Here is a 23492-nt window from a genome sequence, read left to right on the forward strand (position 1 = left end):
AAGTAATACAGTGTATAATAACTATACACTTAGAAAGTATATTTAATAGCGGAGGCTAATATGAATAATAAAATAATTGTACCTTTTAGTGATAAAGAGGGGGGTGTTTACGAGTTAAACGTTGATCTTGATAGATTATCAAAAGGTGAGATGTTAAATGCTATTGTAGGAATTGGTCGTACTAAGGAGCAATCCACCTTTGTAAGCAAAATTAATAATGCTAAAAAGCTTGGAGATAAGGAAGTAGTACCTTTCCCTTGTAGAGAAGTTCGCGAAAACCAAATCAACTATGGGAAAGGATTTGACTATATTTATGGCACAAAACCTTTGAGTAATCAAGCAGATTATCCAGAAGGGTTAAATCCATTTGCTTCAGCTTTGCAAAAAATAAAGCCAAGTATAAGCGAAAGCGAAAAGTTGAGCTGGTTTAAAAGTGAAGTGGTAGAGGCAAAAAACGTAAATGAATTGCACAAAACTATAGACCAAGTACTAGCCTCTGGAGCAAGAATAAATGCATATAACGATGGGGAATGGAGCATTGCAGAGTATGTAGTATTGGGTACACATTTTCATAAATTTGATAAGACTGATCGAAAAAAGATAATGCGTAAATTAATGCTAAGTGGTGCAGATTTTCATGATACTTTATTGCAGAATAAACTAATAGGTGAAATCTATAATGAGCTACAGCCAGAAGTTCAGCCACAGATAGATGAGAGACTAGAAGAACTAGAGAAAGCTGGCGAAAATGCTATGCAAGAAGGAGAATTAATAGATGTTGAGATAGATAATACAACATCGTATATAGAATTTTCTGGGGATAGCAAGGTAGAGGTAGCCAAAATACTGAGAGAGTTAGGAATTAATATTTTAAAAATTGGCAATGATGCAGTTGAGGTTAAAAGTGAGAAGGGAGGTATAAGAAACTATATCGATATGTCAGATGAAAGCTCTATCATGTTAGAATTTCCTACAAGCATTGGTAAGCTAAATATTATATTGTACCACGATGTAAAAAAATATGATCAAGTACAAGTCAGAGTAGAAAACAAGGAAATGTGGGCTGAATTACAAAAAAGAGGCGAAGAAATAGGAAAAAACTGCCTTTTTGGAGGAGTGAAACTTCAAGAAGCAGTAGAAAAGGGAAGTTTTATGAGGTGTGGCATATGGAATAGCAAGCAGCTTATGAAGGAGGTTGATAGCCCAAGTGAAAAATTGTTTTCATGGGCAGACAAAGTACGTGAAAATAGTAAAGAAACTTGTAGGGCACTTTAATTTAAAGGTTCCAGAGTCTGGCTATTATATCTGGAGCCTTTGAGCTATAATAGAAAATATTATATGCAAGGTTCTTTTTGTGGAAAAAAGTCTAGATTATAAAGTAGGGCAAAAATTAAAAAGCTGGAGGTTAGAGCGAGGGTACACTCAGAAAGATTTAGCAGAGAAAATTGGTGTAAAATACTGGGTGATATTGCAATATGAGAAAGGGAATCGTAGAGTTCCAATTGAAAGGTTGTATGCTATAACTGAGGCACTATCAATCAGTATTACGGATCTTATTCCTGTATCAAAAAGCTGTCTTGAAGATGAAGAAGAAATATTAAATCTAGTAAGAGAATATAAAAAGATTAACGATCAGGAGTTACGTAAGATGTTTTGTTTGCTAACCAAATTTGTCCAAATTAGTGAGAAAAGTAGTAGAAAATCGGAAAAAATAAAAATTGCAAAGAGTCTGGTTAAAGCAGGAGTTTCTGTTGATATTGTTGCAAAAACAATTGGTCTGTCTGCTGATGAATGTGTTGAAGAAAAAGTTGGTTCTATCTACTACCAAATAGGCAAAAAGATAAAGGAATGGAGACTGGTAAGAGAGTGCACTCAAAAGGATTTAGCAGAGAAAATGACTACAACACGTGATGAAATAAGTAACTATGAGCAAGGAAGGACTGCTGTTCCACTTGATAAATTATATGAAATGGCAGAAGCATTATCGATTAATATTATGGATCTACTAATAGAGGAAGGGAGTAAAGTGAAAAATGAGCTACCTGATTTGATTAAAGAATACAAAGAAATTGAGAGCCAAGAACTACGTAATGCACTAATAAAATCTCTGTTTGAGGGAATACGTATTTGTGAGGAGAAAGTGAGAGAGATAGAAAGGATTAAAGTTGCAAAGGATTTAGTAAAAGGGGGAATTTCTATTGATATTATTTTGCAAATAGTTGGTTTATCCACTGATCAAATTGCATGAAAATTTATTTCTAAGTAAGGTATATATGTTTGTTTCTGTAAGAGATATTAGTTCTATAAGTTATAAAATAGGGCAAAAAATAGAAGATTGTAGATTAATGCAAAGGTGTACTCAAGCAGAGTTAGCAAGTAAAATCGGATTAGCATATAAAGAAGTAACCAATTATGAAAATGGGTATATTCCTATTACGATTGAAGTACTATATGTAATAGCAAGAGTACTGTCAGTTAATGTTGTAGATCTATTACCTAAACCAATAACAGTAAGAGAGTATGAAGATGAAGACGAAGAAATACTCTATCTAACAAAAATATATGAGAATCAAAAGTTAGGCAAAATAGTACCTTCATTAATCAGGTTTGTTCATATTAGCGAGAAAATCAATCAAGAGGAGGCAAGATTAGAAGTAGCAAAAAATCTAGTTAAAGAAGGAGTTTCAGTTGACATAATTTCCCAAGCAACCGGCTTATCTATTTACGAGTATGATAATACAGAGAAAGAAGTCTGCACTGATTCTATATACTACAGAGTAGGGCAAAGAATAAGAGAATGGAGATTGATAAGGAGATACACTCAAAAAGATTTGGCGGATAAAGTTGGTTTAACACTCAAGGAAATACACGACTATGAAAGAGGGTATACTGCTATAACATTTGATAAATTATATGAAATATCAGATGCATTATCAGTGAATATTAAAGTTCTGCTACCTAAAACAAGAGAAAGCAAAAAGCTATTGAGTTTAATGGATGAGTACGGAGAACAAGAATCACTAGTCAAATCTCTATCTGAAAGTATGAAAAATGGCAAGAAAAAAGTTAAAAAAATAGAAAAGATCAAAGTTGCGAAAAATCTAGCAAAGGCAGGTGTTGCTATTGATATTATTGTGCGAGCAAGTGGCCTAACTACTGATGAGTGTGAAAATTGAATTGTGTTAAAGATATAAGTAAAAGTAGTTATATACTTAATATAGATAAAGGTTGCAAATAATCTACTTATGCTGGACATTTCTATTGAGGAGATTGAAAATCATGCTTTCAAAACTTAACCTGGATTAAAGATTTCAGTAGTTTACTTACTCATAAATAATACATTAAAATATCAATAAAAATAATTGTATATTTAATATATCTAAATTACTGAATGAAATTCTTGTGCTTCTGTGTTTAATATATAATGTTCAAATAGATTGAAGTGAATTAACTAAATTAGAATTTGCTTAATGTAATTCATTGGTATCACAAATGATTATCTTGAGTATGCCAATTTTTCTAAAAATATTGACGGTACTAAAAAAATAAGTTATCCTTTTAACAGATTTATTAAGAAGGTGTGTATGGTTAGTCATGAAAAGAAACATACAGTAGCATTTTGCATTTCAGCTATTGCGTTTTGTGTTGGCATCTCATTAATTGCAGCAGTACTTACAACAATAGCACCTTTAATTGCCATAATTGTTTCAACTATAATAGGGGCAATAACTATTTTGTCTGCTTGCCAAGCTATTGAAAGCTACTCAGTCATAAAAAATAGCAATAAGGTAACAAGTAGTTTGCATGAAATAAAAGAAGCTTTTACAGGAGAGGAAAGCGAGCTTTTTATTGAAAAGGTTTTTAACCATTTACGTGGATTTTTTAGTAGTGAAAAAGAAAGTAGTACACAAAGATAATAAGATTTCTCAACAAGGCAAATTTGCTTATTTTACTTTTCTGGCTCAATGAAAGCTTTATATTTTACTTGATGTAAATTAAGACACAATGTTACAAAATTTATCGACTACTTTTTGATTATTCTCTATCATTGCCTTTGCCTCTTGCTGAAGAGATTTGATATTTTTTGATGTAATATTATCCATGTCAGGTGATGCTATTTTCAATTGCAATTGTATGCGTATATATTTATCAGCTATAACTTGATCAAGTTGGTAATTTACTGCATCTAAACTTGAGGCAAACATCACATGTAGTAGTGGTTTTACCCAGCCTATTTTTCCAAATCTCTTTGAATTGGCTATGCTTCTATCTGTTCTTCCAGTACCTATCGATAACAGTACAATATCATCATTTGGAAATAACCTTTTACTACTTGCATATGCACAAGCCGCTGGATTATTGGCAAAAACCCCTCCATCCACTAATACCATTTCCTTTTGGTTAATTTTAAGATATTTAGGTGCAAAGTAAGTAGGTGCTGCAGTTGCTGCTCTTAATACATCCCTTAATTTAATAAAATTCCTATCCTCTTTCCAGCTTTTGAAGAAAAATGGGCAGTTATTGTGAATATCGTAACTCGTAATCAACACATTACTTAAAGTGTTTTTAAAGACATCATCGCCAAAATATTTATGAAGTACATACTCAATATTTTTATGTGGGTATTGTGTACAGTTAAACCAAGATAATATTGATCTTCTCAAAAATGAAGACTTAAAAATATATGGTCCATATTCCCGATAGAACTCGACTAAATCATTAGCAGAATATTGAGGTTTATCTTTTTTACATAATCCTGCCACAACAATCCCACCGGTTGAAGTACCAGCCATTAGATCAAAGATTTCAGCTATAGTTCTTCTTGTTCTTTTTTCTATTTCTGCTAGAATAATGGCTGGTATGATGCCTCTTATGCCTCCGCCGTCAATTGAAAGGATGTATTTTGCCATGGTTAGGTATTTATTGATTTTATTAACTTGTTCGCTTTTATCGGGATGTGTTTCCTGCCCAAAAGCCACAGTCTGCTTCACGCCTGGAGAAAATTGCACCAACCTAATAATTGATTCCGTGGGTCATGCTAAAAAATCCTTGTTGGTTCAGGCATACCAATTTACCTCAAAGCCTATTGCTGAATCCTTGGTTCAAGCTAAAAAGCGTGGAGTTGATATTAAGGTTATTCTAGATGAATCACAAACTAGTTCAAAACATAGTGTAATTAACGAATTATTTGAGCACAAAATCCCGATATGGATTGACTTTAAACCCGCTATTGCTCATAGCAAGGTAATTATTATTGATGAGCAAAAAATCATAACCGGATCATTTAACTTTTCAGATGCCGCTCAGCAAAGAAATGCTGAAAACCTACTGATCATAACAGGAGATTCTCCACTAGTTGAACAATACGTCAAAAATTGGAAAAATCGCCAATCGCAGTCTAAGCATTATACACCAGACTTTAAGTTATCTTTGAATTCATCTAATTCCTCAGAAAGATTTTTCACCCTTTCCTCAAGTACTAACACTTTTTCCATTAAACCATATTCAATAAGTTTATCGTGAAATTGTACCCTTGAGTCTAACTTGGATAACCACCATATCAATGCTACGGTTTGGATTAATAACGTGATAATTAATGTAATTGGGATTTTTTGATTTTGCATAATGATTTAAAGTATGAATTTATTATGGATAGCTACTTTAGTAACTACTATTTTGATTTATGCTGTTCCTCTGCATTTGCAAGTAGCTTAATAATTTCTCTGTAAGGTTTATCTTTGTTGTGCCTTGATTCTATTACAGCTACATCCCGAGGGTTTTTTCCATCTGTATCTCTAGTATTAGGATTAGCACCTCTTTCTAATAAGAACTTAACTATCTCTAAATTGCCTCCGTATGCGGCAGAATGTAATACTGTCCATCCTTTATATCTACCTGTATCATTTATATCAACTCCTTCATTCACTAGAAATTTTACTAATTCTAGACATTTTCCTTCTGCTGCACAATGTAGCGCCGTTAATCTAGGAATTTGTGTGTTAATGCTCAATAGGTTCTTTACTGAAAACTTTACTACATCTAGATTACAATTTTCAGAAGCAATGCGTAAGATTGTTTTGTAATTATCTGTAGCTTTAGATTTTTGATAGCAATATGTAATAACAAGACATACTATTAATAGTGCGAACCATGCGAAATGTAACTTATATTTTTCATTAGACTTTATTTTTTTCATATTTCGCACACAGTTTCTTCATATTAAATAGATCATTACTCATTTTTTTCTTAACATTACTTACTCAAAGATGCTGACAACATAGTAAGGTAACCCGAGCTATTTAAAGTATGCTCCGCTCTGTTAACTATCCATTCACCATCTACCGCTTGATTAAAACCTATAAGATTAAGTTTAGCTTCTGCAAATAACTCTGGATTACCAGGCATAGTTATATCTAAAGTTTCATTGTTACGCTTCAATTGTTTCAACTTGGCATTTGCTGCACTCAGCGCTGACTCTGCATTAGAGTAAAGTTCCAGCATAATATAACTTGGCTCGCTACTACCAACTGTTTCTTTAATAGTTTCGCCCTTTTCATAGCTGTGCCATTTTGCTACTACTGAATTGTATTTATCGCGTACGGTAAAATGCACTTTCCAATTAATTGTGTCTTGAGGTCTAATAGTCGTTGTTCCTAAAGCTTTTCCTGTGGCTGATTTTGCCATGTTTTTTGAAATAAATAATATATACCCACCAGCTAATTTTGCCATTGCTTCACGCTCTGTTGCGATCTTTGTTAACAGACTTATATCACTTTCATCTGCCTGATTAATATGGGGTATCAATACATTCTTAAATTCCTCAGCAACTTTATGTCCATATCCATGTTTTTGGGCTATTTCTTTCACTAAGTTTTCTATGGTAATTTGATGCCATTCTTTTGATACCTTTGCTTTTAAAGATATTCTTAAATTTGTTGCATGAGCTTTGATTAGTAGAGTCTTAGGTGGACCCTGTATAGTCACTTCGTTGACTGTATATATACCCATTGGAAAGATTCCAAATTCCTTATAACCTAGTGCTATGTTCAATTCATTTGGAACTTCCACATTTTCATTGCCATAATCAACGCATACCTCTGCAACATCATCTATAGTACCAGATTCATCAGTAAGATGCACCGATATTACATGATCTTTTATTCCTTCAATGCTAAATTCAGGTTTCATTTATTCCCACACTTTTAACTTCGATTTTTTTAATTGCTCTTGTATTCTAGGTAACCTGATCTTTAATCCTGTAGGCAAAAAACTTCCATACTCTGCAAGACCAGGATTAGCCTCCAATACTATTTCTACTGCTCCAGAGCTATATCCATAGTGCTTAAAACATATGTAATCTAACATTTCATTTTCTCGGGTTATATAATGTACTGTCATACATAACTCCTTAAACTTAAGCTAAATTCAACCTTTTTTGGTAATCCACAGGGAAAATACGACGTTTGCTTTTCTTCTAACCGCACAATAACAAATCTTCCCAAAACATTCCCTAAATTGTCTACTAAGATACTTGGTTCATGATTTTTCTCAGTTTCTTTCATACTTTTTAATTGATTTAAATCATTCAGATTATGGAAATAAATTACTCCTTCTAAGTCTATATTTTCTGCACCTTGACCAATATTTTGTAATGAAGGTATTTTACCAATGCACTCAATTGTACTCCAACGATTTTCTTTACTATACCTTACACTTGTTGGAGAAAGCTTATGTTGACCAAGTGATAGCATTAGTAAATTGGTTCTATTGAATCAAATAAAACATCACGAGATTTTTCCCTTATTCTTTTTATTACTGCATCAGCAAGACTACGTACATCTTGGTTAGGTTCTGCTTTTATACTTATATTAAATGTAAAAGTTTGATTGAAAATTTTTTGTTCACACTTTTCACAGTCTTTTAAAACTTTCTCTGAATTATCTGCTACAGAACTTTTTTCTGTAATCACACTTTCAATATTCGTTCTACTATTCGAAATTCTACTAAAAGCATTATTATTCAATAAAGGATTTCCTTTACTAAAAACATTATTTTCACTAGTTGCACTGCCTATTTTTGCTTCTACTGGTTTCTCTAATGCTTTTATTGGACTATCATTAAAAAATTTTCCTATACCAGTCCAATTTTCTATAGATTTTGTAATTGATTTCCAGAGACTTGAAAAAAAGTCCTTTACCTTTTGCCAATTAGCAATTACAAGCGCTGTACCAACTGATAGTCCAGCAATAGCAGCTCCTATAGGATTGGTTAGCGTTAAAGCTTTCAGTCCCATGATTACTGCTGGAATTACTCGCGCTGATAACGAAGTTAATACTGGCAAAAGTGTTCCCTGCAAAATAGCCTTAAAAGTTAGTATTCCACCTCCAGCCAATGCAAATGCATAACCAAAACCTACCACTGCAATCTTGCCAATAATAAGAGCTGAAATTATGCTCATAACTCCTGTAGTTAAAATTGGACACTTCTCTGCGAACCAAGCTATACCTGTAGATATTGACCTCAAAATCTTACTTATCCAATTTAAAGGAGGTAGCATAACTGACCCTAAGTTCATTCCTAGCTCTGCTATTGTATTTTTGAGTAGCTGCAAGTTATTTGCTGTAGTACTTGCACGGTTATTAAATTCCTTTTGCATAGATTTATTATACTTTTCTTTATCGGTCACAAAACCTATTGCTTTTTTATATTCTTCCAAACTCCCAACTATCAATGCAATATCATCTTGATATTCTTGACCGAAGAGGTTGAGAAGAATTTGAGAACGTTCCTGTCTATCTACTTTTTCTAAAATTTCAAAAAAATGAAGTAGAGCGTTTTGCCCGTTTTCAGCAACCTTTTGTGACATTTCCTCTGCAGTGATACCTATGGATTCCAATGCTGCTCTGAACTCTTTTCCCTGTCCTTCAGCAGTCTGAAGTTTACTAAGTAGAGCGTTTATTGCAGTTGCTGCTTTTTCAGGTTGTTTACCTAAACTAACGAAGGCATTTACTAAACTACTTGTCTGATTAATATCTAAACCAAATTGTTTTGCATTACCACCCCCTCTAGCGAGTGCTTCAATCATATCGTTCGCCTTAGCTGCAGTATTATCTGATAGGTAATTTATAACATCACCAACTTCTTCCATCTTCTCTACTGCGATTCCATAAATGTTAGCGAGTTTGGCAATAGAATCACCAGCTTGTTCAGCAGACATGTCAAATGCTGTGGCCATTTTAGCTACTGTTGTGGTAAATTCAAGTAGCTTATCTTTGTCGATACCAAGCTGACCACCACTTGCAGCTATTTGTGCTAACTCTGCAGCTGATAATGGTATTTCACGGGATAATTTCTTCAATTTTTGAGCAAATTCTTCGGCTTCATTTGTTCCATCCTTGAAATTTACTACCTTTTTAACATCAGCCATAGCACTTTCAAAGTCAATCGCAACTTTAATTGGTGCTGCAAGTGAAAGACCTAGTCCTATAGTCTCCATTACTTGTGACCTATAATGCGCTTTTTTTGCCAAAGCATTTTGCTGTTTTTGTATTACAGATCCTAATTTACTGTATTTCCCTTTGAGTACTTCAACAGATGAACCAAGTTTAGTTTGATCCCTCACTAAAGATTTAATATCCTTTCCACTTTTCCTTATTTCTTCATTTAATGTGTGAAGTGCATCTCTCTTTTTGATATAAGCCTCTTTTGCCTTTGATGCCGATGCTTTCAATTTTTCGAATTCATTTCTCAGTGCTTTGCTTGGTTCTTTTTTTTCCTTCTTCTCTTTAGCAATTGCTGCGGCTGATTTTTTTGCTTTTTTCTCTGCTTTCTTCCAATTCTTCATGGCTTCAAGGGCATCATGATTTAATTGCTTAAATTTAGAAACAGATTTCATTGACGAATCAAGCTGCTTTATACTATCACCCAACTTAGAAAGCTTTGCTGCACTACCTGTCATTGCACTATTAAAACTGCCATCTAACGTTGCACCGATCTTTATTGAAAGCATTGACATTTTTTTGTCACTCCTTCACTTACTTCTAACCACTTTAGAAACTCTTTTATACTCATATTAATAATTTGCTCAATTCCACTTCCTGTTGTTGAGCTAAGTTTTAAAATATTGAATCTTAACTCCTCTGTTCCAGCGGCGACAAAAAATCTTTTAGTACCTTCTGTATTTCTACATAATCTTTAATACATAAATCTTCAACTACTTCTTTTGGCACAGACGCTAGATTAGCAATTAAAGCTACTTCTTTCAAAGCTTCGCCTTCTATGCGTTCTATAGCAAGTAAATCTCTTACTTTAGGTTCACGCATCGATAACTCTGAAACAGAAATTCCATCAACTGTAATGGGGTTATTAAGTGTTATAGTGTGCATTATTGCCTCCTTAAAAATAAAATTTCAAATAAGTTTTTATATGCCTAAAACCGTTTGCAGCAAGGCCATCTGATCAACACCATTTATCTTTCTAATCATATTTTCAGCATCGATCTCTATCAGTTCATTGCCACCTATCGTAAGTTTATAATAATGAGCAGCTACAGTGCATTTTAGAGTGGCTTTTTCAGCAGGTTTCCAGCTACCAAAATCAAATTCTTTGAATATACCCCTAAGGTTGATAATTACTCCTTCAATATCATTACTTCCACTTCCTTGCATTCCACCTCTGAGCGTCAAAGATACCGAATTTCCATTTATCAACCCAAATAGCCGAAAGAGCTCTGTATCGTATTCAGAAAAAGTGAAATCTGCTTCAATCTTTTCCATGCCCATATCAATATTTACTGGAATATCCATACCACCAGCACGATACTCTTCTGTTTTTATGGTAAGTTTTGGTAGGGTAATTTCATCTATTTTTCCTGCATAACCACGACCATCAACAAATACATTAAAATTCTTTAAAATCTTTGGTAACATTTTTTCCTCTTTCTCCCCTTTTTATAATATTGTACCACTCACAAGATGTGACCTGAAAGTAATCTGTTCTGCCGGATATGGTGGTGTAAACTCAAAGTCAAAATATACTTTTCCACTTGCAATATTTGTTGGTGTATTGAGCTCTGGTGTTGCATAACATTTTCCACTGATAATAGCTCCTTGCGCTTTTAAATTGGCCAAATAAGAATTCACCCCCTCAATTACATCATCTATGTAAGTTTTGGTAATATTGCGATCAACTGCCCATAGATGAGCTCGCAGCAGACTATCGTTGATTAAATCTGCAGTCCTTCTCACTGACAGAAAAGCCCATTTCGAATCGTTTGAACATGTTCTATTTCCCCAAAGCCTATAGCCATTTTGATGAATTATCGTTGTTACTTCATTTTCATTTAAATTGTTTGCTCTACAATTTGTATTACCGAGCGTAAAATCAATAGGCCTGCTTGTTCCAACAATACCGTTTATTTCTTTATTTGAAGGTGAGTGCCAGAATCCTTGTTCGCTATCTACTTTCGCTATTAAACCAGCTACAAATGGGCTTGCTGGCAAAATTTCTTCTTTTCCTTCAATAAGTACCTTAACCCACGGATCAACAACATAAACTCTTGAGCTGCCTACACTTTTTCTCCACTTGATTGCTTCTTCATCATTGGTATTTGGTCCATCTGCTACTATTATGCTTCTCAGCTTTTCTGCTATAGGAATTAATGCTGCAACCACTGCATCTTCTGGGAGTTGGTGAGTAAACTGAGGTGCAATTAATATTCTTGGCGCAACATGAACTATGCTTTCACTGCTGAGAAATGCCTCAATTCCCTGATATTCTCCGGTTTCTTTATCAACTCCACCAATTATATTTTGAATAGTTTCACTTTCTTTGAGCTTTGGATCACTGTTATCACTTTCTTTAACTCGAATAACCACTACTGTTGCACCAATTTGGGAAAATATTCCATTTACTGCAGAAGGTAAACTGCCACTCTTTCCGAGCTTTGCTGCTTCCTTTAAGCTTCCTGCAACTAACACTGGTTTATTTAGCGGAAATTTTTGCTCATCTGCTTCAGGTGCAGTACCAATTACACCTATCACTGATGATTTAGCTGTACGTACTGATCTTGCCCCTGAGGTTACCTCAATAACATTTACACCATGTAAAAATTGTTCTGTCATATAGTTGCGTTATAAGTTTGCTAAAACTTGCTCTTTAAAATTGTTAAAAAACTCTGTAACTCTTTGATTTCCCTAATTTTCTTCTTGTTCCAAATCTTCTGATTACTACTTTTTAAGATTTAGTATATTTATTAAAATAAAGACAAAAACTAGAAAGTATAGAAAATTTCTCATTTTGCAATAACTCCAACTCAATATCTTCTTTACTCCTCTTGGCAATTTCTCCCCCTTCTGTTAAACGATTATCAATAAAAATCCTCTCTAGCTTGTTTTCAAGTATTGTTATTTCAACTTATTTGTAAGCGTATTTTCTTCCTCTTTTACTGCCAAAGCTTATATGTTGCATCTAACCCAGGACATTGCCACGCTCTTAATGTCCTTTCTACATCTATCTCAAGCCCTTTGGTTAAAAAATTGCTGCGAAAATTATATATTCCCCACTGGATAAATTGACCATAGATTGTGCTATACGTGTGCTCACTTGCAAAGAACTCAGGTGTCTCACCAACTCTTTCACCTTCTGAGTGAAGATTGGATGACGTATAAAGTAACACTGTAACAGTTTTTCCTGCTGGAATGATTATGTTACCTGATGCAATAAATTCAGGACTGCTAATTTCATGCTGGTAAATACGTGTCCAAGTAATTCTCGAAATATCTGACTTCCTTGTGTTAGTTTTATCAGGTGTACCTATAAATAATCCTGCTCCTCCATAATTAACTTCATCTTTGTACCACATTGCAGATCCAACAAAGTTTAGAGTTTTACTTATATCTACATTGCTTGTGTTTTTTACGAATATTACTCCCAATGCAGCATAAGGGTATTTCAGCATATTGAATTGCTCAGAAAATCCATCATACATAAATCTTGGGTATGATTCTCCATAGATAAATGTACCTTTGCTTCCCTCTAAAAAACTGAGTTGTCTTGGCCGATAAAAACTAACATAGCTTGTATCATATGTGTGAGTACCTGCTAGTAGTTGTAGCATATAGTCTGTTTTTGTTACATCACTACTCCACTGACCAAGCTCAGTTGTAAAAGTTCCGTGGCCAAAGTAATTATTTTTTCTACTTAGTACACCAAATAAAAAAGGTAATGCTCCAGGTTCAATCATATGACGATTTCTTACTTCTTTCATGATTGATGAGCCACTTGGTACATCATTTATGGAGTTAAGCTTGGTTGGTTCTCTGCTCCTTATCTCCCTCATAATCGATGAACCACTTGGCACATCATTAACAGTACGGAAGTTATTCACTAAACCTTTTAGACCATCTTTATGATCATTGCCAACACTATTTATTGCTGCAATGTTGGCATTCTTTCTCGTATCAAGTAGCGATATATGTGAATCTGATGATGCTTTTAAAGTATCCAAGGTATTAGTTTTTAGCGTATTGATCTCATTTACAGACTTTGTCTTTGCTACAGTTATTGCCGATATTGAATTTTCCTTATTGGTATTTATGTCATTCAAATGTGATCTTGCAGCGTTTAGAAGTTCTTTTAACTTACCATCTGTCATCTGTACAATTTCAGAAACTGCACTTTTGTCGATTATTGATTCCAATGCTTTAGCAAGATATGCTAATTGATCTGGTGTACTGTTTTCTGCTAAATCCTTAAGCCTCTTTTGTAGTGCATCAATTATTTCTTTTACTTTAGTCATTTGCGCAATATCAGAAATAGCTTTTTTATCTGCTATCAATTCCAGCGATTTTGCAAGATATGCCAGTTGATCAGGTGTGCTGTTTGCTGCTAAATCCTTTATCCTTTGGTATATTGCTTCTTTCATTTCCAAAAATTTAAAAAAGTCTCAAAATTAAACCGCTCAAAATTACTCTTAAGTTGATTATGCTCATCTTCTCTTTCGGTAATATCTTCATCTATTTTCTTAATTGTGGTACGGATACGAACAACATCTTCCACTGCAATATTCTCTGGGTGTGGCAAAGGATATCCGCGCCTCGTTTCATCATTTGGCATTTTCTTACGTTATAACAACCCGCAAGTTTTTTACCTTTGGCCGATAAATAACCGTTCCACTTAAAACCAATTTTACCCTTGTTTCATTGCTATTAAAGTTTGTTAGTACATGAGTTCTCTCCACCCAATTTTCCCCAATAGGTTTTCCTGATGTTAAATTTACTAATTGCCATCCTTTGACGCTTTGTTCCACATATGCTTTAACATCTGCAGTGCCAGGTATTAGCGCATCATAGGTAATTGTTATCTTAGTGTTAGCTCCTGCTGTAATGCTCCTTGTAACATAATCTCCGGACTCTGAAAGATTACCTAGAACTAGCTGTAACCCAGGATAGAGAACAGGACTTTTTTCTTTTGCACCTTTTAAATTTGCCTTTACTGTTAACTCTCCAGATAGTCTTTCACGCAGCGCGAGCGGCAAATTATCAGACAAAAAGTTTTCTTTCCCTTCTTCATCTGTTAAGATAAATTCTACATTGGTATCAAATGCTACTTTTTCAACATTTGTTAAAACTATTAAATCTGATACGTTGTTTGCAGTGACTTTACCAAGATCAATAACATGAGAATTTTCACTAAATTTTGCAGCTAGTAGTCGAAACGTTAAATCTAAATTTTGATGCGGAGTCCAGGTACTTGCATTACTTGATGATAGTAATACTCCTACTTGATATGGCTGACTCGTTACCCAGCGGCTATTTACTACATCATATTTGCCAAGCTCTGCTATTTTTACTGCTGTATCTGCATCATCGGTTAGCAAAACTATTGCATATTCTCTGCTAGATTCACACCAGACAGGAGACCAAGTTATACGTGTTGCTGTGCCATCTATCTTTATATCTTTTGGCTCAATATAGCTTTCAGCAATGACAGTCTGCGAGGGCATTCCCACTGCTGTTTCTCTAATCTGCACAACAACACGTTTTTTGCCTTTATTTACAAACCATAGCTCCACGCCTCCTATGTGTCTGCTCTCATTTAGCGTAAATGTTTGGGCTAAAGGATCAACTCGTCTTGCTGCGATCACTCTTCTTCTTTCTTCTATGGTAATAGTTTTTTTACCAGTATAAGTTGCCTCTCCATAGCTTCCTTTATCCCCATAAAACTGTACTAATTTAGTACCTGCTGGAATGTTTGCTGGGATTTTTATCTTTCCACTTATTCGTCCTTGATTTTCCACTTTTTTCCTCTATGGTATGGGTTGAATGCTTAGGCCATCAAATTTTACTTCCTTAAGCTTTTCACCAGTTGCAAAACCTTCAATCTCAAAATTTTGAGTTGCTTCTCGCATAAATTCAGTTTCGTATGAGGTACTTGACAGCAGCTCTGTTGTTTCTTTAACATTAAACACTCTGGTTACTGGACTTTTCCAATTCGTAGTAACCTCCGTCCAGTGATCTATATTTTTGTTCATGGTAACTTTTGCCGGGACTGGGTCAAAAGCTTGATATGGATTGATCTTTTCTCCTTTGGTCTGTAAAAGCTGCTCCAGTACCGGTTCAAGTTCATATGGCAACAAATAAGTTTTTTCTCCTCCATCAATATCAGCAATCGTTACATCTATTGGTAAAATTAGTTCCTTATTTACTATTGCTGCAGACTGCAAAATTCCTTGATCACGCATATCATCATCAAAGAACGAATCAACAAATACTCCTTTTTTGGTGGTAGGTTCTCTTGAATTTGCATCATTGCGTAAACGCTCCTGTGCAACAAGTGCATAAAGATCATTTATTCCTTTTTTCATTGCTTCAAGCTCATTCATCGGTACAGCATGAATAGCATTATTCACTATTTTTACCCCTTCGCCTTTTTTCCACGTCTGATGAATGTAGCAGAGCAAAAGTTGTCCACTAGGCGCTCTAGGCATTGATGGTCGCCAAGGGTGAGAAATTCCTTTTATTCTTCTTACCACTCCTTTGCTATCGATAGTAATTAAATCATAGCGGGGCATTTTCCAGGTGTAATCAATCAGAACCAAGCTGTTATCAACTGCTCTTTTTACTTTGCATCCCTGTTCACTTATATCTTCAGGGCTTACATGAGTGCGACAGCGATAGGTTATTAGGTAACTACTTCCAGGAGCTGGTTCTTTACCTGGTAATGACCAATCAACATTTCCTGCATTTAACTTATAGTCTATACTATTTTCATAAATAACATTGCCTTGTTTAACTTGAATAATCTCAAGTACTGCAGAGTCAGGTATCGGATCAATAGCTCCAGAATATGAACCATGAGTAATGGTAATGGTTTTTTGAACAGTGATATCTACTTTTTTAATTTCACTTATTGGAAAATCATTAACTTTAAGTTCCATTACTCTTTGGCTATTTGGCTGAAAAGTATGTGGTTCTGATTCAACTGATTTTATATCCGGATCTTCATCAAAAGAAACACGAATACTGTGAGGAAGTTCAATCTCATAGCCATCAACATGAGCTTTGCCCTCATTAATTACAAATATTTTTTTTCCTCCTTCCCCCTCTTCCTTTTGCAGGAACATTACTTCAAGACCATTTACGACGTAGGAACCATTTGCTTCTTTGTCATAACGAGCAAGAGCAGTAGTTACTATGTTTGCTTGTGGAGGTGGTGAATGTTCTATTAATACTCCATTTTCAATGTTATAGATTGGATAAAACTCTCCTTCAGAAAAACGTGGAGAAAGACCTTCTGCTTGATAACCCCAAATGGTGGAAACTTTAAGCCTTGCAGCTCCTACTTCCTGATAGTTTCTTGTACCAACTGCAGGATCACGAAGATTTTCATCCTCAAGTTCTGTAATCGTAGATTCTACGTAATAAACACCGATACGAACTATAGTATTAAGAGGAACAACAAACTCTTCTTTTTCGACTTTTCTAACTGCACCACGCAGATAGATTTTTCCTCCTTCAAGTGTAACTTTACCAGTTTCTCTATCTATAATACAATTGCTTCCCGTTATAACATCACCATCACGAAATATTGCATCACCTATGCCTTTAAGCTTAGAAAGAGCATACTCCTGAGTCTCATTTAATTCTGCAGACTGTAGACCTCTTCCTGCAAGGAACAAACTTTTTTCGTACTCTTTGTCAGGATTAAAGCGGTTATAATAACTATTTAAGGTCATTTTGTTTCAAAAAGTTACAACAAATGAAAAAGTTTCCCGAGTTGCAGATGTTCTGATAAGTGGTACGGTATGTTCTAAAACTAATAAAATTCCAGGATTTTCCACGTCTTTTGGCTCGAAATATCTCTGTCCTTCAGGTAATCCTTCTTTTATTTTAGTACCAACCATAACCCCTAATTCCCGTATAACTTGATTTGCTGCGTCCGTGAAATCGAAAGTAAATTTAAGGTACAAGTTATTAGTTGGTACATTTAAGGGCCTAAACCTTCCAGAAGGAGTTATAAGTTCGCCATTTTCATCACCTGTGCAGAATAGCACTTCATCTGCAGTACGTCTGCCAAGTTCATTCAAGAGCTTTATAGAATTTATAGGTTCAGGTGGTGTGCTTTCAGTATGCTGTACAGTAACTTTATCACTTACTGGAATAGAGCTATTTTCCGTACGTTTTATTAGACCAGTACTACTATCAACTGTATAGTCAACACTTGGCTGATAAGTTGTTTGTCCGATAAAAACTTTTACGTCTTTAATGGGATGGTGATCTAGGGCTATTTCACCCTCAACAAAAACTTTTTCGACCTGATGGCTACTTTCCCAATTTGCATCACCACTGCTCCAGGCAAGATGTAGAGGTTGCTCTTTTATGCTGGCTGCTATTGCTGCTCTTCCTGATTGTGTGAGTATTGACATTTTTCTCCCTATATTATATATATGTACGATGACTTCAAAATTCGTCCGCAAAAATCAAAATATTTTTTTTATATCAGAAAAAATTTTTAGGAGAATAGCTCAGCTCCACAGCTAAATTTTCCAACACCACGAGCAAATGGTCCGCTAGGAATGTCAAGCCATTTATCTTCTTTTGAACCAGTAGCCATTTCCTTAACCAGCTTCCGTGCTTGTAACAGCTCTTGAACTATACGCTCCATTCTATCTCTCCCTATACTGTGAAACTCCTCAGGTAGTCTATGCCGCTGTTTATACACTCCTGTACTTCCTGTATGGGTAAATGGATGTCCAGAAATTGCTGCTCGTGTAATTGCAGTTATAAGATGCTGCTTTGAATCTTTTTCGTTCATATTTTTTATTTTTAATCTTTCAGTTATGTCTTCTAACAATCCTGTTTCTTCATTTCTTAAATAAGTGCGTAAAGTGCGATCAGCCAAACCGTTTGCTTTAACAATTGCTCCATAAAATAATGCGTTCTGTCTTACAGATTCTCCTATTGATTTAAAAATTGTCGGTTTAGCTGCATCTTCCACAGACCAAAAAGCGTATGAACACCTAACACCATTAACAAGAGCAGATGTACCTCTAATGGCATCTCGTGCTTGCTCAACAGTCGATATAGGTTTTTCACTTTTTGGCTTTCTCATATGGTGGGCAGTAATTATTGATGCTCCAGTGCTACCTGCTAAATCAGATAATAAAGACATCAAATAATCGCCTACGGCTGGGTCAGTATTTAAGTCAGCGTGCACAAATGAAGCAAGTGGATCAAATACGATTAATTTTAAGTCTTTTATCTTATGAAGTTGTTTTGTTATAGATTCAAATTCAGGAGAAATCTCTATAATTTTACTCGAAATACTCTTTATTATCGTAAGTGATCCACTAACATTGGGTAATGGTACAATAAAGAGCCTATCTTTATATTTTAATCTTTCGCATTGCGAATCAAGACGCTCTAAACGACGATGTATTTCACTCATATCATCTTCTGCTGAGAAAATTACAACAGATCCATGTTCAGTAACTAAAGGACCAAAACCACATGGCTGATCTTTTCTACTCGCAACTTTCAGTGCTAAATCAAGCAGAAGCATACCTTTACCAGTATCTCCCATTGCAGCTAGAATAGATGTCACTCCTAAAGGAAATAACCCTTCAACAAGAAACTTTTGCTCTGGTACTGGACCTATAAAACGTTCTACGCTCCATTCTTGAATATTAAGCAATTGCTTAACAATTACTTTTCTCGAGTTACTTTCAATGAATTCAGAAATATCTATATTTGTTTGTACGCTATCTGCTGCATCCCATCCCTTTGGTTTATTCTCCGGTATTTCAAGAAGAGTAAGTGATAAAACACCAAGAAAAGTAAGCTTTTTCACAACTTTCTCAGCATATTGTTTACCTGGTTCATCATTGTCTGGCCAAATAATAACATGCTTGCCCTTAAGTGGTGACCAGTCTGTTTTTTCTATTGGTGCATTTGCTCCTAACATTGCAGTTGTGGCAGTCATACCTTGCTCTATCAGAGCATCTGCAAACTTTTCACCTTCAACTAAAATCACCTTATCAGATTTCACGATACCTGGAATATTATATAAAGGCCTGGTCTCTGGTAGAGTAAAACTAGACCTTTTTACATCAAAAGGAAGATATCTTTTTCCTGAATCAGTGTTATAACGATAAACTGTAACAATCACTTGATCACTTTCATCGTAATAGTTCCATGATGCCGTTGGTTGCCCCAGAGTGTTATTTTTTTCCGAATAACCAATCCACTTAGCAATATCTTCTATCGTATCAGTAAATTGATTTTTTCCAGTAACAGCAGCCCAAAGATCAAAAATATCTCCTCCTTCTTCGGTAGAAAAATCATGCCATAATCCGGCTTTACTGCCAGTTAACTCCACTATCATACTTTGTCCTTTATTGCCTTGTAGATCACCTACATAGAACTTATCACCACGAAAAGTTCCTCTTGGCAGTAAATAAGAAAGACATGACCTTATATTTGATAGGAGTTGAGTTCTTAATTGTTCTTTCTTCCCTAATAATTTATAATGTCCATTTCTTTGTGAACAATAAATATCCATACCTACCTGAAGAATTTTTATGCTCTAGCTATAACATTAGCAGTTTTCCAACATCCATTAATCTTGTTGATGAATTTTGTTGGTATAGATCTACCGTTTCTAAGTTCATATACTACTTGCAAGATATTTGTACGTTTATTGGGTTGAAATATTACTATTCCAGATGTATAAAAACTTCTTAAAGCGTTAGCACCAACGAGAGCTTGAAATGGATTCTTTTCCAATATAGAGGTAGATACTTTTTTGGTGTGATTTGTGATGATTATTCCAGCCATAGGATTAATCTTGGAACGTAGTTTTTCTATTGCATGCTGCAGACCATAGTTAACGTAATTATAAGGAGAATCAATCACAACTAAATCAAACTTTTCCTCTACCATATTTTTTATTTTTTCTATACCTTCTTCATTTAAGGTCAAATTCATCTTGTTCGTCACAATTAAGTTTTCTGTTGCTAAATGAGGAAGTTTGTTGAGTTGTTGTATACGTTCTCTAATATAGTCATATTCCATTTCATTTTGTAGATAGAATATTTTTAGCGGTCTTGTAGGTTTCATGCCAAGAAATGATCTTCCTGCTGCCAGATGTACCAATAGAGAAAGAAGAAAATGACTTTTGCCAATCTTTGGAGTACCACCTATGACCAAAAGACCACCTGGTGTCAAAATTCTTGGGCCTATTATATCTTGTGGCATTGGTGATTTGTCGTTTAAGTAATGGTTTACAGAAAATGCTTTTTCCGAGTTTTGTTTTTCTTGCAGTACGGAACTTCTTTCATCTTTACCGTTCAACCATGTCTCAGCAGAATCTATATTACCTTTAACTAAAGTCCAAAGGTATATTATATTTCCTTTCTTTTCTTCGATCAGGTTGTACCAATTTCCTGCATTTTCTCCTTCCATTTCAACTATTATCTTACTTCCATTTCTACTGCCAATATAGAATTTATCTTGGTAAGATTTGCCATCAGGCAACAAATAAGATAAACAATCTTTGATGTTATTAATTAATAATGATTTTATTTTCAAAGCATTTTTAGATGAAAAATCCATAAAATTCTCCTTGTTTATTCCAAATTTGTTCAACATATTTTTTAGACGTTTACAGTCAAGATTAGCCAGCTCACAAACAGTTTCAAAAGATCGTGAGCGAATCCATTGACAAGCCTCTTTTTTAAGTTTAGGGTTTTTTCCTGCTGCATCCTGAATAGCTCTAGTAATAACAGCAGCCCACAACTTTCCTTCGTCGTACTTCAAAATGGCAACCAATCATCTTGAAAACTTTTTTGTAATTCTGGAGTAATAACTGTAGTAATCCTATTCCTATCTCCGTACGTATTATTAGTTTCAACGCCTACTTTTGCTGTAAACTCTAAATCGTTGAAATCAGCTATAGAGTTGATTCTTCTAGCAGTAACTGCTTTCTCTGAAGTGTCATTTGCATGAATATTTCTGGATGATTCCAAAATACTACGCAGCATAGAACGTCCAGATTCTCCCCAGATGTCTTCTTCACCTTCTGCTTTGCCATTTTTGATACCTATAATCTGAAAAATCTTGCGTTTTGCATATGGGCCTTCAGTGACGGTAAATTCTGCATTTAAATAGATACTGCCAGTAGTGTAGTTTTTAGTGAACCAATTTTCATAACCTCCAGGCTTTATTGCCATTTTTACCTTGACTATTGTACCTTTCGGTATTAAACTGCTTTGCAGTTTTGCGTTATTAAAATCAGTTAAAAAATCTTGTAGCATACGCTCTCCTATAAGTTGATTTTAAAGTGAAAAATTAGCTATTCCATTAGCTGCCAATGACCATTTATCTTATCGACAAGTTTGTTTGGCACGCGTTCACCATTACGAAGCTCAAATACTATCTGGCGTACACTGCTTTCTTCATCATGAGCAAACATCACCATACCAGTACTGTAAAATCCACGTAAAGATCCAGCACCACTTAGGCCTTGAAATGGATCTTCTTCGAGCATCTTTTTTGATAATTTTTTTGTATGATGAGTAAGTACAATACAAGCATCTGGATTGACAGCACTGCGTAACTTCTCAAGAGTCTTTTGCAGAAAGAACAGCATAGCACTATTATCATTTTCATTGCCATACTCGCTGCTAAAGATGTTACGCAATGGATCTATGGCCAAAACATCAGGTTTAAAGCGTTCATTCACAATTTCCTTAATTTCACTTATTTCATCATGATTAAATGATAGTGCACTTTTGGCGTAATGATTAAGTTGTTAGCAGCTACATTCAAAAGTTCATTATCAAGTTGTTGCAACCGTTCTTTCATATATTCATATTCAATTTCAGTTTGCATGTAGAAAATTTTCAAAGGTCTATTTGAATCCATACCAAGAAAAGAAACACCTGCAGCCATATGGACGAGCCATGAAATCAAAAAGTCGCTTTTGCCGATTTTAGGTGGGCCACCCAGTATCAATAAGCCTCTTTTTGTTAAAATTCTTGGTGAGATTATATCCTCTGGTATTGGCGATCGATCGTCCAAGTATTCTTTCACACTGAAAAAAGGAATTTTTTGACCAATAGTTAAAAAGTTTTGTAGCATATAATAACCTCCTATATGTTGGGCGTGACAGGTTGAATTGCAAAAGCTTTAGTTTTAATTTTTGTAAGAAGTTTTCCTAGATGCGGTTCTTCAACCATATTAAGGCAACCACTTCGATCTTTAGCAGGATATCCCCAAGAATTAATCGTCTGACAGACAAATGAACGAATTTCTGTACCATCATCTTTCTTGATTCCAACCATACTGATTACTTCGTCAACTATCCCAGGAATTTCACTTGCGGTTTTAGCACCTTCACACTGAGGTAGCCAAGTCGAGCGATTGAAATCATCAAGGTATTGCCCAAGAGTTCCAACTGTAATGATGTCTTTATTTGGAATATGTTGAAACTGATTGAGCCAAGCCATCATTTCTTGAGCAAGTAACCCGTAAGCAGCTCTCATATCTTGTTTTCCTGATCTTTCAGAAAAGGCTTCAGGTTGCATTTTTGCCCATAATAGACATAAACGCGAGGCTACTGTAATACTATCGATAAAAATACAGCGATACTTGAGAAACTCCGAAGCAAGCTCTCTGTATTTACTGGATACATGCTCATAGTGTCTTTGGCTATATGCTGAGTCAGATTTTAACGCAGGATTAGGACCACCTATGAGACATGCAATATCTCTTGCCTCATTCCAAGTACGAATACTTACAGAATCCCCTTGCCAATCTTGAACAGCAAGTAAACCTGCCTCAAAATCAAGACAAAGTGTTGGTTCATTTATGGTCTTTAAGAGACTAGTTTTACCTATACCATAAGGACCAAAGATGACCATTTTTATACCTGTTTGAACTTTTAGCCGTTCATTGCTGTTCATTATTTTCATTTTTCTCCCAGTACCTAAA

Annotated in this window: 23 protein-coding genes and 2 pseudogenes; 5 read left to right on the forward strand and 20 right to left on the reverse strand. The window is 34.9% G+C overall.

What is annotated here, in order from left to right:
- The first annotated feature begins 60 nt into the window (after nucleotides 1–60).
- The 4 genes from OPR50_RS03790 (at nucleotide 61) to OPR50_RS03805 (ending at nucleotide 3917) form a co-directional block, all read left to right on the forward strand.
- Entirely contained in the window at nucleotides 61–1275 is a 1215-nt protein-coding gene (locus tag OPR50_RS03790) for a hypothetical protein (RefSeq protein ID WP_265023935.1), read from the forward strand.
- A 79-nt stretch (nucleotides 1276–1354) separates the two neighbouring features.
- The gene (gene wmk, locus OPR50_RS03795; RefSeq protein ID WP_265023934.1) at nucleotides 1355–2248 is read left to right on the forward strand and encodes a WO male-killing family protein Wmk; all 894 of its coding nucleotides are present in this window, start codon (nucleotides 1355–1357) and stop codon (nucleotides 2246–2248) included.
- Nucleotides 2249–2273: 25 nt separating this feature from the next.
- Nucleotides 2274–3176, forward strand: coding sequence for a WO male-killing family protein Wmk (wmk, locus tag OPR50_RS03800; protein ID WP_265023933.1), 903 nt, complete (start codon nucleotides 2274–2276; stop codon nucleotides 3174–3176).
- 408 nt (nucleotides 3177–3584) lie between these two features.
- Nucleotides 3585–3917, forward strand: coding sequence for a WD_0736 family protein (locus OPR50_RS03805; RefSeq protein WP_264330455.1), 333 nt, complete (start codon nucleotides 3585–3587; stop codon nucleotides 3915–3917).
- Nucleotides 3918–3995: 78 nt separating this feature from the next.
- Here the strand turns inward: OPR50_RS03805 and OPR50_RS03810 are convergent, their stop codons facing one another.
- Nucleotides 3996–4910, reverse strand: a complete 915-nt coding sequence (locus OPR50_RS03810; protein ID WP_265023932.1) for a patatin-like phospholipase family protein — start codon at nucleotides 4908–4910, stop codon at nucleotides 3996–3998.
- On the opposite strand from OPR50_RS03810, the pseudogene OPR50_RS03815 reads away from it, so the two are divergent.
- A pseudogene (locus OPR50_RS03815) lies at nucleotides 4909–5415 on the forward strand (phospholipase D family nuclease); the annotation flags it as partial. The gene OPR50_RS03810 and the pseudogene OPR50_RS03815 sit on opposite strands and share 2 nt — an antisense overlap.
- Here OPR50_RS03815 and OPR50_RS03820 read toward each other — a convergent pair.
- The 19 genes and pseudogenes from OPR50_RS03820 to OPR50_RS03915 all read right to left on the reverse strand — a co-directional run bounded on the left by OPR50_RS03820 (nucleotide 5406) and on the right by OPR50_RS03915 (nucleotide 23473).
- Entirely contained in the window at nucleotides 5406–5624 is a 219-nt protein-coding gene (locus OPR50_RS03820; RefSeq protein WP_264331023.1) for a hypothetical protein, read from the reverse strand. The pseudogene OPR50_RS03815 and the gene OPR50_RS03820 sit on opposite strands and share 10 nt — an antisense overlap.
- Nucleotides 5625–5671: 47 nt before the next feature.
- Nucleotides 5672–6196: an ankyrin repeat domain-containing protein gene (locus OPR50_RS03825; protein WP_007301895.1), complete on the reverse strand. Its 525-nt coding sequence runs from the start codon at nucleotides 6194–6196 to the stop codon at nucleotides 5672–5674.
- A gap of 56 nt (nucleotides 6197–6252) precedes the next feature.
- A complete protein-coding gene (locus tag OPR50_RS03830; RefSeq protein WP_265023931.1) occupies nucleotides 6253–7188 on the reverse strand; it encodes a contractile injection system protein, VgrG/Pvc8 family in 936 nt (311 codons plus the stop codon).
- Nucleotides 7189–7398 carry a tail protein X gene (locus OPR50_RS03835; protein WP_038536967.1) on the reverse strand — a complete coding sequence of 70 codons (210 nt, stop codon included), beginning with the start codon at nucleotides 7396–7398 and terminating at the stop codon, nucleotides 7189–7191.
- Nucleotides 7395–7751, reverse strand: coding sequence for a phage tail protein (locus tag OPR50_RS03840; RefSeq protein WP_038536970.1), 357 nt, complete (start codon nucleotides 7749–7751; stop codon nucleotides 7395–7397). The genes OPR50_RS03835 and OPR50_RS03840 overlap by 4 nt, the downstream gene beginning before the upstream one ends.
- Nucleotides 7751–10015: a phage tail tape measure protein gene (locus OPR50_RS03845; protein WP_265023930.1), complete on the reverse strand. Its 2265-nt coding sequence runs from the start codon at nucleotides 10013–10015 to the stop codon at nucleotides 7751–7753. Before OPR50_RS03845 ends, OPR50_RS03840 begins: the two co-directional genes overlap by 1 nt.
- Before the next feature lie 115 nt (nucleotides 10016–10130).
- Nucleotides 10131–10385: a phage tail assembly protein gene (locus OPR50_RS03850; protein WP_264705694.1), complete on the reverse strand. Its 255-nt coding sequence runs from the start codon at nucleotides 10383–10385 to the stop codon at nucleotides 10131–10133.
- Between the two features lie 36 nt (nucleotides 10386–10421).
- Nucleotides 10422–10928, reverse strand: a complete 507-nt coding sequence (locus tag OPR50_RS03855) for a phage major tail tube protein (protein ID WP_265023929.1) — start codon at nucleotides 10926–10928, stop codon at nucleotides 10422–10424.
- A gap of 21 nt (nucleotides 10929–10949) precedes the next feature.
- On the reverse strand, nucleotides 10950–12122 hold the full coding sequence (locus OPR50_RS03860; protein ID WP_265023928.1) for a phage tail sheath subtilisin-like domain-containing protein: 1173 nt from the start codon (nucleotides 12120–12122) through the stop codon (nucleotides 10950–10952).
- Nucleotides 12123–12442: 320 nt separating this feature from the next.
- Nucleotides 12443–13924, reverse strand: a complete 1482-nt coding sequence (locus tag OPR50_RS03865) for a hypothetical protein (RefSeq protein WP_265023927.1) — start codon at nucleotides 13922–13924, stop codon at nucleotides 12443–12445.
- A complete protein-coding gene (locus OPR50_RS03870) occupies nucleotides 13921–14115 on the reverse strand; it encodes a hypothetical protein (protein ID WP_265023926.1) in 195 nt (64 codons plus the stop codon). The genes OPR50_RS03865 and OPR50_RS03870 overlap by 4 nt, the downstream gene beginning before the upstream one ends.
- A gap of 4 nt (nucleotides 14116–14119) precedes the next feature.
- Complete coding sequence (locus tag OPR50_RS03875; protein ID WP_070356855.1) at nucleotides 14120–15298, reverse strand: hypothetical protein; 1179 nt, start codon at nucleotides 15296–15298, stop codon at nucleotides 14120–14122.
- A gap of 9 nt (nucleotides 15299–15307) precedes the next feature.
- The gene (locus OPR50_RS03880) at nucleotides 15308–17236 is read right to left on the reverse strand and encodes a DUF4815 domain-containing protein (RefSeq protein WP_265023925.1); all 1929 of its coding nucleotides are present in this window, start codon (nucleotides 17234–17236) and stop codon (nucleotides 15308–15310) included.
- 6 nt (nucleotides 17237–17242) lie between these two features.
- Nucleotides 17243–17926 (reverse strand): hypothetical protein, encoded by a 684-nt coding sequence (locus tag OPR50_RS03885; protein WP_264953772.1) that lies wholly within the window; start codon nucleotides 17924–17926, stop codon nucleotides 17243–17245.
- Between the two features lie 86 nt (nucleotides 17927–18012).
- Entirely contained in the window at nucleotides 18013–20061 is a 2049-nt protein-coding gene (locus OPR50_RS03890) for an AAA family ATPase (RefSeq protein WP_265024294.1), read from the reverse strand.
- A 17-nt stretch (nucleotides 20062–20078) separates the two neighbouring features.
- Nucleotides 20079–21329 (reverse strand): helicase RepA family protein, encoded by a 1251-nt coding sequence (locus OPR50_RS03895; RefSeq protein WP_265023923.1) that lies wholly within the window; start codon nucleotides 21327–21329, stop codon nucleotides 20079–20081.
- Complete coding sequence (locus tag OPR50_RS03900) at nucleotides 21314–21814, reverse strand: hypothetical protein (protein ID WP_265023922.1); 501 nt, start codon at nucleotides 21812–21814, stop codon at nucleotides 21314–21316. The genes OPR50_RS03895 and OPR50_RS03900 overlap by 16 nt, the downstream gene beginning before the upstream one ends.
- 38 nt (nucleotides 21815–21852) lie before the next feature.
- Nucleotides 21853–22640 (reverse strand): annotated as a pseudogene (locus OPR50_RS08540) (AAA family ATPase).
- 11 nt (nucleotides 22641–22651) lie between these two features.
- Nucleotides 22652–23473 (reverse strand): ATP-binding protein, encoded by an 822-nt coding sequence (locus tag OPR50_RS03915; RefSeq protein WP_265023919.1) that lies wholly within the window; start codon nucleotides 23471–23473, stop codon nucleotides 22652–22654.
- Nucleotides 23474–23492 lie beyond the last annotated feature (19 nt).

Origin of the sequence: Wolbachia endosymbiont (group A) of Epagoge grotiana (assembly GCF_947251775.1) — a bacterium.
GTDB classification, from domain to species: Bacteria; Pseudomonadota; Alphaproteobacteria; order Rickettsiales; family Anaplasmataceae; genus Wolbachia; species Wolbachia pipientis.

Excerpts from the sequence above, each read along its gene's own strand:
- OPR50_RS03840 (WP_038536970.1), bottom strand. The coding sequence starts at position 7,751 with ATGCTATCACTTGGTCAACATAAGCTTTCTCCAACAAGTGTAAGGTAT.
- OPR50_RS03810 (WP_265023932.1), bottom strand. The coding sequence starts at position 4,910 with ATGGCAAAATACATCCTTTCAATTGACGGCGGAGGCATAAGAGGCATC.
- OPR50_RS03845 (WP_265023930.1), bottom strand. The coding sequence starts at position 10,015 with ATGTCAATGCTTTCAATAAAGATCGGTGCAACGTTAGATGGCAGTTTT.
- OPR50_RS03850 (WP_264705694.1), bottom strand. The coding sequence starts at position 10,385 with ATGCACACTATAACACTTAATAACCCCATTACAGTTGATGGAATTTCT.
- OPR50_RS03915 (WP_265023919.1), bottom strand. The coding sequence starts at position 23,473 with ATGAAAATAATGAACAGCAATGAACGGCTAAAAGTTCAAACAGGTATA.
- OPR50_RS03900 (WP_265023922.1), bottom strand. The coding sequence starts at position 21,814 with ATGCTACAAGATTTTTTAACTGATTTTAATAACGCAAAACTGCAAAGC.
- OPR50_RS03820 (WP_264331023.1), bottom strand. The coding sequence starts at position 5,624 with ATGCAAAATCAAAAAATCCCAATTACATTAATTATCACGTTATTAATC.
- OPR50_RS03865 (WP_265023927.1), bottom strand. The coding sequence starts at position 13,924 with ATGAAAGAAGCAATATACCAAAGGATAAAGGATTTAGCAGCAAACAGC.
- OPR50_RS03790 (WP_265023935.1), top strand. The coding sequence starts at position 61 with ATGAATAATAAAATAATTGTACCTTTTAGTGATAAAGAGGGGGGTGTT.
- OPR50_RS03825 (WP_007301895.1), bottom strand. The coding sequence starts at position 6,196 with ATGAAAAAAATAAAGTCTAATGAAAAATATAAGTTACATTTCGCATGG.
- OPR50_RS03855 (WP_265023929.1), bottom strand. The coding sequence starts at position 10,928 with ATGTTACCAAAGATTTTAAAGAATTTTAATGTATTTGTTGATGGTCGT.
- OPR50_RS03885 (WP_264953772.1), bottom strand. The coding sequence starts at position 17,926 with ATGTCAATACTCACACAATCAGGAAGAGCAGCAATAGCAGCCAGCATA.
- OPR50_RS03835 (WP_038536967.1), bottom strand. The coding sequence starts at position 7,398 with ATGACAGTACATTATATAACCCGAGAAAATGAAATGTTAGATTACATA.
- OPR50_RS03890 (WP_265024294.1), bottom strand. The coding sequence starts at position 20,061 with ATGGATATTTATTGTTCACAAAGAAATGGACATTATAAATTATTAGGG.
- wmk (WP_265023933.1), top strand. The coding sequence starts at position 2,274 with ATGTTTGTTTCTGTAAGAGATATTAGTTCTATAAGTTATAAAATAGGG.
- OPR50_RS03860 (WP_265023928.1), bottom strand. The coding sequence starts at position 12,122 with ATGACAGAACAATTTTTACATGGTGTAAATGTTATTGAGGTAACCTCA.
- OPR50_RS03870 (WP_265023926.1), bottom strand. The coding sequence starts at position 14,115 with ATGCCAAATGATGAAACGAGGCGCGGATATCCTTTGCCACACCCAGAG.
- OPR50_RS03805 (WP_264330455.1), top strand. The coding sequence starts at position 3,585 with ATGGTTAGTCATGAAAAGAAACATACAGTAGCATTTTGCATTTCAGCT.
- OPR50_RS03880 (WP_265023925.1), bottom strand. The coding sequence starts at position 17,236 with ATGACCTTAAATAGTTATTATAACCGCTTTAATCCTGACAAAGAGTAC.
- OPR50_RS03830 (WP_265023931.1), bottom strand. The coding sequence starts at position 7,188 with ATGAAACCTGAATTTAGCATTGAAGGAATAAAAGATCATGTAATATCG.